The sequence below is a fragment of the Polyangium fumosum genome (genome assembly GCF_005144585.1).
GTDB classification, from domain to species: domain Bacteria; phylum Myxococcota_A; class Polyangia; order Polyangiales; family Polyangiaceae; genus Polyangium; species Polyangium fumosum.
Window position 1 is genome coordinate 412926 of sequence record NZ_SSMQ01000002.1, and the last position, 11604, is coordinate 424529.

Sequence of the window (11604 nt, forward strand, 5' to 3'; positions counted from 1 at the left end):
TCGACGCGTCAGTCCTTGCTGCCCCGCGACGGGCGCCTCCGCTTCTGCGCCGCCAGGACACGCTCGATCGTCTGCCGCGCGCCCGCGAGGTCGCGGCCGACGTAAATGCCGCCGCGATCCTCGATCCATGCGCGCATGGTCTCCGAGCCGTCGCCGCCGATGAGCCACGCAGCGCCGCGGCAAGCATCGGCATAGGCGTCGACGAGCTCACGCGCGCGCGGCGACGGCGGGGCGATGGTGACGCTGAGGCCCACGAGGTCGGGCGCGAGCGAGTCGACGACACGCGAGATCGCCGCCGGCGGCGTGCGCGCCCCGAGCATGAGCGTGCGGAACCCCCACGAAGTGAAGCGCAAGCCGACGCCGTAGAGGCCAAGGACGTGGTCTTCGTCGGCGAAACAAGCAAGCGCGACGCGGCGCGTGGCGTCCGCCGGCTGCGCGAGGCGCAAGAGGTGGATGAGGGTGCCGCCGAGCACGTTGGAGGCGAGGTGCTCCTGCGCGACGGTGATCATGCCCGCGTGCCAGAGGTCGCCGATCTCGCGGAGCGCAGGGCCGATCGTCCGTTCGAAGATCGCCACGGCGGGGCCGAGGGTGAGCGTCTTCGAGACTTCTTCTTCGAGCGCGTCGGGATCGAAGCGGCGCGTGGCCTCGACGATCCGATCCTTCGCGGCGGTGAACGGGTCGGTATCGAGGGGCGCGGCGCCGGGCGGAGGCGCACTGGGCGCGGCGACGATCGCGGGCTCGCTGAGCAGGAGGCGCGCGGATTCGGCCGGCGCCATGCCCGCCTTCACGAGGTCGCGCATCTTGACGATGAGCGCGACGTCCTCCTCGCTGTAAAGCCGGTAGGCGGAGGGCGTTCGCGACGGCGCAGGGACGCCGTAACGACGCTCCCAGGCACGCAGCGTCGCAGAGCTCACGCCTGTCAGTTCCGAGACGGTGCGGATTCGGTAGAGGCTCAACGGATCGCTCTCCACGGTCGCCCCGACCGATCGTCAGGACCGACCAAGAGAAACCTTTGTCAAACTTGATACAGACCTTATATTGTCCGCATGCAAGGTTCAACCCCCAAGCCTCACGCGGTCGTCATCGGCAGCGGTTTTGGCGGTCTGGCCGCAGCGGTCCGCCTGGGCGCGCGTGGCTACCGGGTGACGGTGCTGGAGAAGCTCGATGCTCCGGGCGGACGAGCCTATGTCCACCGGATCAACGGCTTTACCTTCGACGCGGGGCCGACGGTCATCACGGCGCCCTTTTTGCTCGAAGAGTTATGGACGCTCGCGGGCCGGCGCATGAGCGACGACATCGACATGCGGCCGGTCACCCCCTTCTACCGCATCCGGTTCCACGACGGCGCCTTGTTCGACTACACGGGGGACGCTGCGGCGATGCGCAAGGAGGTCGCCGCGCTCGCGCCGGGGGACGTGGAGGGCTACGAGCGGTTCCTCCGCACGAGCGAGGAGATCTTCCGCGTGGGCTTCGAGGAGCTCGCGCACGTGCCGTTCGGCTCGTGGTGGGACATGGCGAAGATCGTCCCCGACATGGTGAAGCTCGAGAGTTATCGCTCGGTCTACAACCTCGTCGCCAAGCACGTGAAGGACGACCGGCTGCGGCAGGTGATGAGCTTCCACCCGCTGCTCGTCGGGGGAAACCCGTTCTCGACGACCTCGATCTACACCCTGATCGCATTCCTCGAGCGCAAGTGGGGCGTGCATTTCCCGATGGGCGGGACGGGCGCGCTCGTGAAAGGGCTCGTGCGCCTCATCGAGGGCCAGGGCGGCGAGGTCCGCTGCAACGCGGAGGTGCGACGCATCCTGCTCGACGGGCGAAGGGCGCGCGGCGTGGAGCTCCAGAACGGCGAGCGCATCGAGGCCGAGGTGGTGGTTTCGAACGCGGATTCGGCCTGGACCTATCGCCACCTCGTCGACGACAACGTCCGCAAGCGCTGGACGAACGAACGTTTGGAGAAGCAACGATATTCGATGGGCCTCTTCGTCTGGTACTTCGGGACGAAGCGAACCTACGAGGACGTCGCGCATCACACGATCTGCCTCGGTCCGCGCTACGAGGGTCTCCTGGACGACATCTTCCAGCGGCACGTGCTGGCGGATGATTTCAGCCTCTATTTGCACCGGCCGACGGCGACGGATCCGTCTCTCGCGCCCGAGGGCTGCGACGCGTTTTACGTGCTCTCGCCCGTGCCGAACCTGGCGAGCGGGACGAACTGGGAGAGAGAAGCGGAGCCGTATCGGAAGAAGGTCGAGCGGTACCTCGCGACAACGCTGATGCCCGGACTCGAAAAGGAGATCGTGGCCTCGCGGGTGACCCATCCGCAGGAGTTCCAGGACCGGCTGCTCTCGTTCCGCGGCGCGGCCTTCGGAATGGAGCCGGTGCTCACGCAAAGCGCGTTCTTCCGACCGCACAACGAGAGCGAGGACGTGGAGCGGCTCTACATCGTGGGCGCAGGGACGCATCCAGGCGCGGGTCTGCCAGGCGTGCTCTCGTCGGCGCGGGTGCTCGACAGGCTGGTGCCCGATGCGTCCTCGCTCCATTGAACCCGCCATGACCCTCGGCGCGCCGCTCCTCCCGTCGCCTGCCGAGCGCACGGCCACGGCCGACGATCTCGCCGCGTGTCGGGAGCTCTTGCGAAAAGGTTCGAAGAGCTTCTTCGCCGCGTCGCTCCTCCTGCCGAAGCGGGTGCGCGTGCCGATGCTGCCGGTCTACGCGTTCTGCCGCGTGGCCGACGACGTGGTCGATCAGGCGAGCGAGCCCGGCGCGGTGGAGGCGCTGCAAGCGCGGCTCGCCGCGGCGTACGAGGGCAAACCCCACGATTCGCCGGTCGATCGGGCGTTTTCGGACGTGGCGCGCGCGCACGACCTGCCGCGCGCCGTGATGGAAGCGCTCATCGAAGGGTTTGCCTGGGACGCCGCGGGGCGGCGGTACAAGACGCTCTCCGATTTGCACGCGTACTGCGCGCGTGTGGCCTCGACGGTCGGCGTGATCATGAGCGTGCTCATGGGCGTGCGGGACCCGAAGGCGCTCGCGCGCGCGTGTGACCTCGGCGTCGCCATGCAGCTCACGAACATCGCGCGCGACGTGGGCGAGGACGCGCGAAACGGGCGCGTGTACCTGCCCCTCGCGTGGCTGGAGGAGGCCGGGATCGACGTGGAACCATGGGTCGCGCGGCCCGTGTTCACGGCGGCGCTCGGCGGCGTGGTGGAGCGGCTCTTGCGCCACGCGTCGGGGCTCTACACGCGCGCGGACCTCGGGATCACGATGCTGCCGCGCGACTGCCAGGCCTCGATCCGCGCGGCGAGCTTGATCTACGCCGACATCGGGCGCGTGGTCTTTGGCGCGGGCTTCGACTCCGTGACGAGCCGCGCGTACGTGCCGCTCGGGCGCAAGCTCTGGCTGCTCCTGCGCGCGCTCGCCGCGCCCACGCCGCGGGTGCCGCTCCCGCACGTCGACCGCGATGCGCAGGTCGGGCCGCCGGCGCTGCCCGAGGTGCAGTTCCTCGTCGACGCGTGCGCGCGCTCGAACCGCAGGGGTCGATGATCCCTGCACGCAAGGTGTCCTGGTTCAACACGTGGTTCTCGGGCCACGCGCGCTCGCGGATCCAGGCGACGTTCGGCGAGGTGCGCGCGCAGGGGCTCGATCGGGCGCGGGCGCTCGCGAAGGAGGCGCCGCTGCTCGTCGTCTCGAACCACACGTCGTGGTGGGATCCGCTCGTCGCGATGCACGTCTCGACGCACCTGCTCGGCACGGACGGCTACGCGATGATGGACGCGAAAAACCTCCGGCGCCTGCCTTTCTTCTCGCTCGTCGGCGCGTTCGGCGTGGACCTCGACAAACCCGCGGACGGCGCGCTCGGGATGCGCCACGCGGCACGTCTACTCGATACGCCGGGCAAGCTCGTGTGGGTGTATCCGCAAGGGCAGGAGCGGCCGGTCACGGAGAGGCCGCTCGGGTTTCGGCCGGGATCGGCGGAGATCGCGCGGGTCTCGCGCAAGGCGCGCACGCTGCCGGTGGGGCTCCGGTACGAGTTCGGCGGAACGGAGCGGCCTACGTTGTGGCTCTCGTTCGGCGAGCCCCTGCCGGCCGAGCGGGACACGGCGAAGGGCCGCGCGGCGCAGGAAGAGGCCGTGGAGGCGGAGCTTGTCCGGATCGAGCGCGCGCTGCGCGGCGAGGGCGCGGCGGGCTTCGAGGTGGTGTTTCGCGCGGCGCCCTCGCGCGTGGGCGGCGTGCTCGAAGTGATGCTCGCCGCGATGACGCGGCCGTGGGTGATGCGGGCGCCGAAGGCCGCGCCGCCGCTCAGCGCCGGGGACGCGCGTCGGAAGGCGACCTCATCGCGGCCTTGATCGCCTCGCGCAGGTTGCTCCGCACCGTCGTCTTCGTGAGGTCGGCCCCGAGCGCGACGAGCGTCTGCGCCACGGCGGGGCGAACGCCCGTGATGATGCTTTGCGCCCCAAGGAGCGACGTCGCGCGGATGATGCGCAGGAGGTGATCGGCGGTCGCGTCGTCGACGGCCTCGACGCCGGTGAGGTCGAGGATCACCTGCGCCGCGCCGAGCGAGACCACGGTCTGGAGGAGGCGCTCGGTGATGTCCGCGGCGCGCGCCTCGTCGAGCTGACCCACGACGGGGAGCGCGAGCACGCCGTCCCAGACCTGGATGATCGGCGCGGACATGGAGTGGATCGTCGAGCGCTGCTGCTCGATGATCGCGAGCTTTTCCTGGAGCTCGAGCTCGCGCCGCTTCTTGTCGTGGATGTCCTGGAAGGCGCCGAAGATTCGCACGACCTCGCCGTCCTCCACCTGCGCGTGGCCGGCCGCGCGCACCCAGAGCCTGCGCTTGTGGTAGGTGAGCAGCTCGAGCTCGAGGTCGAACGGCTCGGCCTCCCCCACGCACCGCTCGACCGCCTTCGAGATCAAGGCGCAACGACCAACGACCCCCCGACCGACGCTCGATCGATACCACGAACCTTCCTCGTCGGGGCAGCGCTCGACGACGCAACCTACGCGGGAAATGCGCCAATTTTGCGACGTTTCTCTCGCGTCGTCGTTACCAAGATCCCCAGGAGGGCCGACCTCACGGTTTCAGGGCGGAGGGCTGACGCAAAAGGCCGGCACGGTCGACGACGAGGACACGATCCCGCCACAGGACCGTACGCGATCGTAGGGCACGCGTGAACGCGAAGGCGAGCACGACGTCGGCGAGGACGGCATCCCGCAACGCAGAGGCGAGGCCCACCGGGCGCCCCGCAGCGCGCGCGGCGGCGAGCGCGATGACGAGGCGCGCGAGCAGCGCGAGCAGCGCGGCGCCGAGCGCGACCTGCGGGACGACGAAGGCAAACACGGCCGCGAGCAGGACGATGGGCCAGGTGGCGAAGAAGAGCGCGGGGTAGCTCCACAAGAGGAGCGGGCGCTGCACGCGGATCACCGTGAGCCACCGAGAGAAGCGAGCGATCACGGCCTCCCACGATCGTCCCTCGGCGAGCGAGCGCGCCACGATCGGCACGGCCACGACCGAGCCCCCCTTCGCGCGGACGCGCCGCGCGATCTCCATGTCCTCGCCGAGGTAGTGGACGAGCGAGCCAAAGCCGCCGATCGCGGCGAGCGCGCTCGCGCGGATGGCGAAGAGCTTGCCGACGAGGCCACGTGGATCGAGGCGCGCGAGGAGCGGGAAGGCGTGAAGCGAGGCGCCGAGGACAGCCGCGGAGGCGTGATCGCCGAGCGTCCGCGGAGGCGCATGCTCGGCCGGCGGCGCCCACGCGACCCACGCAGGCGATGGCCCGACGAGCGGCGCGACGAGGGCATCGAGGTCGACCCCATCGAGATCGACGTCGCTGTCGGTGACGATCAGGACGTCGGCGCCCTCGGCCACGGCCGCGAGCTGCGCGGCCTTGCGGTTCGGTCCGCCGCCACCAGTGAAGACGATTTCGGCCTCGATCCCAGCGCGCGCGAGCGCCTCGGCCGCCATGCGCGCCGCGGGCAAGGCGAGGTCGGAGGCCTCCTCGATGGCGAAGCGGCACCGGACGTCGAAGGAGCGCTTCGCGCGGGCGAGCGAGGCGAGCGTACGTTCGAGCGAGGGTTCGCTGCCCGCGCACGGGCGCACGACGAGGACCGTGGGGTTTTCCTTCCGGACGTCCGCCTCCGCGCCTCTCCGGAGGGCGGCGCGCGGGGCGAAGGTCGCGCGCCGGACGGCTTCGAGCGAGGTCGAGGCGACCGCGAAGGACCACCCGAAGAGCAGGAAACCGAGGAGGCTCGGGACGTCCGTCGTCATGGCGAGACGCGTCGCATCCGATACGGCAGCATGAACTGCACCACCCGGGTGCGGAACCGATCGAGCGAGAGCGCCTCGTGCACGCCGTGCGCGTGTTCGCCGAGGTAACGGCCGGAGAGCTGCGAGCGCGCGTAGAACGGTGTGTCTTCGAGCGTGCGCACGACCCGCGGGGACGTGCCCGGATCGACCCGCACGGGGCGCTCCATGCCCCACAGCGTGCGCGGCGCGCGCGCGAGGGCGAGCGGTTCGAGCGGCTCGGACCGTCCGTCGGCGCCGAAGCTGTGCTGGATGAGATCACGGGTTCCGTCACGACGAACCGAGTCGTACGTCACGACCGTGCGGCGCCGCGTGGTGGCGCGGCTCCAGTTCCAGCCGGTGAAGCCGTCTTCGAGCGGCTCGCTGCCGAAGTTCGAGTCGACGTACGCCATGCCCGTCCAGCGCGTGCCCTCGGGGCGGCGGATGTCGACTTCGGCGCGGGCGATCGGCGCGATCGGCGCCCAGCGGTGACGGCCGTGCGTGTCGAGGACGAACGATTCGTGGACGATCGCGAGCGGATGGATCCGCACGGTGCCCGAAACGCGGCCCGGCAGCGGCGCGGTCTCCTCCTCGAAACGGACGACGAGCGTATCGTCCTGCCACTCCATCGAGCTCGTGCCGATGACGAGCGCCGTGCCATACCGGCGCACGTCGGTCCCGCCGCGCTCGGTGAACGACCACGCATCACGCGCGGGCCCATACAGCGCGACGTTCATCGAGCAATGGGCGAGCGGGTCGGCGGGGCCGCGCTTGCGTGCGGCCGCATAAAACGGCGAAAAGACGCTCCCGACGAGGCCGATGATGGTGATGCCGCTGCGGCCGTCGTCGCTGAGCGCGTCTAGATACCACCACGCATAACCGTTTCGCGGGACCGGCTCGTCGAAGCGAGGTCCTCGATCACGGCTTTCGCGCACAGGCGCCCGCTCAGCGCCGCCATCGGCACGCCCGCCCCCGGATGCGCGGCTCCACCCGTCAGGTAGAGCCCCGGGATCTTCGTGCGCGACGCCGCCCGGACGAACGGGGACTTCCACCCGTGCGACGCCGGGCCGTACAGGGCCCCCCCCGTCGCTGGGAACATGCGATCGAACTCGCTCGGTGTCGTCACGACGGGCGGCGCGGCAAACGGCGGTAAGACGAGACCCGCCCGTTCGAGGAGCGAGAACGCTGCTGTTTCGCATTGCTTGATCTCCGAAGTGGTAAGGGCGCGCTGATCCCCGCGGGCCGGCGCATTGACGAGGCAGAGGAACCGCTCGGGGCCCGGAGGCGCTTGATCCCCGTCGTCGCGATCCTGGGCGCAGACGTACACCGTGGGCTCTCGGGGCAAGACGCCACGATCGAAGAGGTCGCGGAACTCCTCGTGATAATCCTTCGAGAAAAAGACGTTGTGGCGCGTGAGCGGATAGCCGCCCCGCGCCTCGGCCACGAACGCCCAGGTGAGGGCCGAGAGCGAGCGCTCCGCGGGGGCCGGGATTGCGCGCCTCCCGGACGCGCCGAGCATTCCCTGGAAGAGCGCCGCGGGGTCGCCATTGTGGACGACGAGGTCGGCCTGCAGCCGCTCGCCCGAGGCGAGGCGCACGCCCGCGGCCCGGTTGCCTTCCACGACGAGCTCCGTGACGTGCTCGCCGCAGCGAATCGTGACCCCGAGGCGCTCGGCCACCCGCGCGAGCGCCTCGGCGACCCGGTACATGCCGCCCTCGACGAGGTAGACGCCGTCGCGCTCGACGTGGGCGATCACGTTGAGCGTCGCCGGCGCGAGGAACGGCGAGGAGCCGCAATACGTGGCGTAGCGGCCGAAGAGCTGGCGCAAACGTGCGTCTTGGAAAAACTCGCCGAGGGCCTTCCAGAGGGTCCGGTGTCCGTCGATGGAGAGCATTCCCTGGAGGCCGAGCGAGCCGACCGCGACCATCGCCGAGCTGAGGCTCGGGCGCTCCGAACAGAGAAACGGCTTCTGCACGGTCTCGTAAATGCGCTGGGTATACGCGCAGAACCGCCGGTATCCCTCGCCCTCGGCGCGGCCGGCGAACGTCGATACGGCCGCGACGGAGCGGTCGAGATCGGCGTACAAATCGAGCGTGGGCCCCTCTCCCCAGGCGTGTCGCGCAAGCACCTCCGCCCGCCGAAGGGTAATCTCAGCGTCGAGCGAGGCTCCCGCCGAAGAAAACACCTCTTCGAGGACCCAGCGCATGGTCATGACCGTAGGTCCGGCATCAATCGCCCGTCCGCCCACGTCGACCTGCCGCATCTTGCCGCCGACCCTGGGCGCACGTTCGAGGACCACGACTTCGATCCCCCGACGAGCCAGCTCCAGCGCCGACACCAGGCCGCCCACGCCGGCGCCGATCACCACCGCACGGCTCGTCCTGTTCGCCATGAGCCCGTTCCTACAACAACCTTGGACATCTGTCTAGAGTTTGTTCATCATGGACCACCAAACCCTTGACAAGGGTTCCACATCCATGGACGATACCCCTTGCATGGACGTCTCCAGTCGCGTCGAGCGCGCTCTGCGCGCAGCCCTCGATCCGATGTGCGCCCCGGGTGCCCCGCCCCGCCTCGCGGCCGCCGTCTATCACTCCGTGTTCCCGGCCGGCGCTCGCATCCGGCCGCAGCTCTGCCTGCGCGTCGCCATGGCCTGCGGGGAAGACGTGCCGGGGCTCGCCGACGGAGTCGCCGCGGCCGTCGAGCTCATGCATTGCGCGTCGCTGGTCCACGACGACCTGCCCTGCTTCGACGCCGCCCTGACCCGGCGCGGACAACCTTCGACACACCGTGCCTTCGGAGAGCCGCTCGCCGTGCTCGCCGGCGACCAGCTCCTCACGCTCGCCTTCGAGGTCCTGGCCCGCGCGTCGGCCGCGGCGCCGCTGCGGCTCGGCAAACTCGTGACCACGGTCGGCCGCGGCGTGGGCATGCCGTACGGGATCATCGCGGGCCAGGGCTGGGAGAGCGAGCCGAGCATCCCGGCGACGCTCTATCGAAGGGCCAAGACGGGCGCGCTCTTCGAGGCTGCCGCGGTGGGCGGCGCGGTCGCGGCCGGCGCCGATGCGGAGGAGGCGGAGGCGTGGCGCGGGTTCGGGCAGCGGATCGGCGAGGCCTACCAGATCGCCGACGACATGCTCGACGTGCTCAGCAACGCGGCGAGCGCAGGCAAACCCGTGGGCCGCGACGCAGCGCTCGGGCGGCCGAACGCGGCGTCCGACCTCGGGCTCGGCGCCTCGACGCACCTCTTCGAACAGCTCGTCGACGCCGCGATCCTGTCGATCCCGGACTGCCCCGGCCGCGAGGATCTCGCGCGCTGGGCCACGCAGGTGGTCGAGCGCATCCGCCGCCGCGCCCACGTGGCCGTGTCGCAAGGCGCGCAGGCCGAACAACCCGAGGTTTGAAGCGGCCTCAAGGGTGATGGAGAATCTGCGTCTTCCGTAGATTGCGGGGCGTCGTTTCGCCGGGAGGTGGGGCATCGGCGGAGACCCACCAGACGTCGAGCGCGACGATCCGCTCGGAGGCGGCGAGCCCTTCGCGACGGTGCCAGTCGAGGAGCCAGCGCGCGAGCGCGTCGCGGTAGCGCGCGAAGGGCTCGCGCCGCACGTGATAAAAGTATTCGCACCGGAGCTGGCTCATCGCGCCCGGGCCGCGCATGAGCACGTCGAAATCGGGGGGCGCGCCGGTGAGCGGGTCGATGTGCCGACCGGATTCGGTGCGCGCATCCACGACGAAGGTCCCGTCGTGGCGCGGCGCCTCGGGGGCGAATTGGTTCCAGCCCTGGATCAGGCGCAGGTACCGGACCGGCGTGGGAAACGGCGGAGGCACGCGCAACCACGTCGGCACGACGGCATTGTCCTGGGTGATCTGCGCGCCGATCGTGACCAGCACGAGCAGCACAGCCGTCTCGCGCAGCGCGCGTCCCCAGCGATGAACGTGCTCGAAAAAGGGCAAAGGACTCGGCGGCGGGAGGCTCGACGCCGCGCTCGATCGGGAGAGCCTCGCGAAAAAGGGGACGCGACGGAGCAGGGCGTCGATGGCCGTCGGCGGCAAAAGCAGCAGGTTGAAGCCGATCATCGCCCAGGAAAAGACGCCCACCGAAAAGAGCAACGCGATGCCGAGGTGCAGCGCCGTCGTGAGCACGAAGTGGAGCGTCCGCGTGGCGCCTGTCCGCAGCGGAGACAACACGAGCAGCGGCGCGCTCCACTCGATCACGAGCGTGAACCACGACAGAGCCGGCGACAGCCACGCGGGCTCGTGAAGCCGAAGCAGGCCCGCGGCCGACGTGGTGAGGCGGTGTTGCCAGAGGACATCGTGCACCGCCTCGCCCGCGCGCCACGTCGCTCCGCTCTTCTGGACGGCGTTGAGCAGGTAAATCGCGGCGATCTGGAGCGCGAGGGCGAGCACGGCGAGCGAGGTGAAGGCCGCTTCGCCTTCGGGCTCGCCGCGCCGCGCCTTTCGCCAGGCGTCGACGGAGTACCGATCGCCGAGCGGGAGAAACGTCGTCCACACGAGCAGCGCCGCCATCGCCGCGTTGCCCGAGTTCTCCAGGAACAGGTTGCGCGCGCCGAGGCTCGTCCAGACGAGCAGCGCGAGGATCTGCGCGAGCTTCGTGTGAAAGCCCGCGACGAGCGCGAGGTAGACACACGCGAACAGGACGAACGCGAAGGCCACCTCGCCCGGCGAGGTGAAGGCGTGCAGCAGCGAGAAGTTCGGGGATGCGAGCGGCGCGAACAGCGACAGGTGGGAAGGCAAGACGCCTTCGTCGCTGTAGAAAAGCGCGAGCTCGGGCAACCTGCGGCCGAGATCCCCGAGCAGGACCACGCCGAGGTAGATCCGAAACAGACCCAGCAGGCGCCGATCGATCGAGAGGTACGACGCCCGGAGGGATCCGGGTTCGGTCATCGCATCACTTGCTGCCGGAGCCGCCGTCGCCGCCGTCGCCACCCGCGCCGCCCACGCCGCCCACGCCGCCCATCCCGCCGCCGCCCACGCCGGGACCGGTCGTCCAACCCGGGCCGCCGCCGTACGCGCCGCCGACACCGGGAGAGCCGCCCATGCCGCCGCCCCCCCAACCGGGGCCGCCGCCATATGCGCCACCGACGCTGGGAGAGCCACCGAAGCCGCCCACGTCACCCGTGCTGCCCGCACCTCCCGAGCCGTCTTTGACGTCGCTGCCACACGCGGCCGCGGCGAGCGTGCTGCCGAACGCGAAGATCATCGCGCGGGTCAGGCGCCCCGTGGGGAGCGTGCGCGCGCGCGATTCCATGTCCTCGGGGACGGCTTGTCCGCAAAACGGGCACGTGGCCTCGGATATGCGG

At 70.4% G+C, this 11604-nt stretch carries 11 protein-coding genes; 4 read left to right on the forward strand and 7 right to left on the reverse strand.

Going from position 1 to position 11604, the window contains the following annotated elements:
* Positions 1 to 8 precede the first annotated feature (8 nt).
* Positions 9 to 956 (reverse strand): MerR family transcriptional regulator, encoded by a 948-nt coding sequence (locus E8A74_RS03680; RefSeq protein WP_136927495.1) that lies wholly within the window; start codon positions 954 to 956, stop codon positions 9 to 11.
* Positions 957 to 1046: 90 nt separating this feature from the next.
* Here E8A74_RS03680 and E8A74_RS03685 point away from each other — a divergent pair, with 90 nt between their 5' ends.
* Genes E8A74_RS03685 through E8A74_RS03695 form a run of 3 tightly spaced genes read left to right on the forward strand, consistent with a single transcriptional unit; the run spans position 1047 to position 4349 of the window.
* Complete coding sequence (locus E8A74_RS03685; protein ID WP_136927496.1) at positions 1047 to 2546, forward strand: phytoene desaturase; 1500 nt, start codon at positions 1047 to 1049, stop codon at positions 2544 to 2546.
* Positions 2547 to 2553: 7 nt separating this feature from the next.
* Positions 2554 to 3546, forward strand: a complete 993-nt coding sequence (locus tag E8A74_RS03690; protein WP_136927497.1) for a phytoene/squalene synthase family protein — start codon at positions 2554 to 2556, stop codon at positions 3544 to 3546.
* Complete coding sequence (locus E8A74_RS03695; protein ID WP_136927498.1) at positions 3543 to 4349, forward strand: lysophospholipid acyltransferase family protein; 807 nt, start codon at positions 3543 to 3545, stop codon at positions 4347 to 4349. The genes E8A74_RS03690 and E8A74_RS03695 overlap by 4 nt, the downstream gene beginning before the upstream one ends.
* Here the strand turns inward: E8A74_RS03695 and E8A74_RS03700 are convergent.
* The 4 genes from E8A74_RS03700 to crtD all read right to left on the reverse strand — a co-directional run bounded on the left by E8A74_RS03700 (position 4303) and on the right by crtD (position 8678).
* Positions 4303 to 4920: an STAS domain-containing protein gene (locus E8A74_RS03700; RefSeq protein WP_136927499.1), complete on the reverse strand. Its 618-nt coding sequence runs from the start codon at positions 4918 to 4920 to the stop codon at positions 4303 to 4305. The genes E8A74_RS03695 and E8A74_RS03700 overlap by 47 nt on opposite strands.
* Positions 4921 to 5077: 157 nt before the next feature.
* Positions 5078 to 6271 (reverse strand): glycosyltransferase, encoded by a 1194-nt coding sequence (locus E8A74_RS03705; protein ID WP_136927500.1) that lies wholly within the window; start codon positions 6269 to 6271, stop codon positions 5078 to 5080.
* Positions 6268 to 7221 (reverse strand): carotenoid 1,2-hydratase, encoded by a 954-nt coding sequence (locus E8A74_RS03710; RefSeq protein ID WP_232379355.1) that lies wholly within the window; start codon positions 7219 to 7221, stop codon positions 6268 to 6270. Before E8A74_RS03710 ends, E8A74_RS03705 begins: the two co-directional genes overlap by 4 nt.
* Entirely contained in the window at positions 7146 to 8678 is a 1533-nt protein-coding gene (gene crtD / locus E8A74_RS03715) for a 1-hydroxycarotenoid 3,4-desaturase CrtD (RefSeq protein ID WP_136927501.1), read from the reverse strand. The genes E8A74_RS03710 and crtD overlap by 76 nt, the downstream gene beginning before the upstream one ends.
* A 103-nt stretch (positions 8679 to 8781) precedes the next feature.
* Between crtD and E8A74_RS03720 the strand changes: the two genes are divergently transcribed.
* Positions 8782 to 9687, forward strand: coding sequence for a polyprenyl synthetase family protein (locus E8A74_RS03720; RefSeq protein ID WP_136927539.1), 906 nt, complete (start codon positions 8782 to 8784; stop codon positions 9685 to 9687).
* A gap of 7 nt (positions 9688 to 9694) precedes the next feature.
* Here E8A74_RS03720 and E8A74_RS03725 read toward each other — a convergent pair whose 3' ends face one another.
* Both E8A74_RS03725 and E8A74_RS03730 read right to left on the reverse strand, forming a co-directional pair.
* Positions 9695 to 11188, reverse strand: a complete 1494-nt coding sequence (locus tag E8A74_RS03725; RefSeq protein ID WP_136927502.1) for an HTTM domain-containing protein — start codon at positions 11186 to 11188, stop codon at positions 9695 to 9697.
* Positions 11189 to 11192: 4 nt separating this feature from the next.
* The gene (locus E8A74_RS03730) at positions 11193 to 11552 is read right to left on the reverse strand and encodes a hypothetical protein (RefSeq protein WP_136927503.1); all 360 of its coding nucleotides are present in this window, start codon (positions 11550 to 11552) and stop codon (positions 11193 to 11195) included.
* Positions 11553 to 11604: the final 52 nt, after the last annotated feature.

Bases quoted from the DNA above. Each gene is read 5' to 3' on its own strand.
- E8A74_RS03685 (WP_136927496.1), top strand. From the start codon at position 1,047: ATGCAAGGTTCAACCCCCAAGCCTCACGCGGTCGTCATCGGCAGCGGT.
- E8A74_RS03690 (WP_136927497.1), top strand. From the start codon at position 2,554: ATGACCCTCGGCGCGCCGCTCCTCCCGTCGCCTGCCGAGCGCACGGCC.
- E8A74_RS03695 (WP_136927498.1), top strand. From the start codon at position 3,543: ATGATCCCTGCACGCAAGGTGTCCTGGTTCAACACGTGGTTCTCGGGC.
- E8A74_RS03705 (WP_136927500.1), bottom strand. From the start codon at position 6,271: ATGACGACGGACGTCCCGAGCCTCCTCGGTTTCCTGCTCTTCGGGTGG.
- crtD (WP_136927501.1), bottom strand. From the start codon at position 8,678: ATGGCGAACAGGACGAGCCGTGCGGTGGTGATCGGCGCCGGCGTGGGC.
- E8A74_RS03720 (WP_136927539.1), top strand. From the start codon at position 8,782: ATGGACGTCTCCAGTCGCGTCGAGCGCGCTCTGCGCGCAGCCCTCGAT.
- E8A74_RS03725 (WP_136927502.1), bottom strand. From the start codon at position 11,188: ATGACCGAACCCGGATCCCTCCGGGCGTCGTACCTCTCGATCGATCGG.
- E8A74_RS03730 (WP_136927503.1), bottom strand. From the start codon at position 11,552: ATGGAATCGCGCGCGCGCACGCTCCCCACGGGGCGCCTGACCCGCGCG.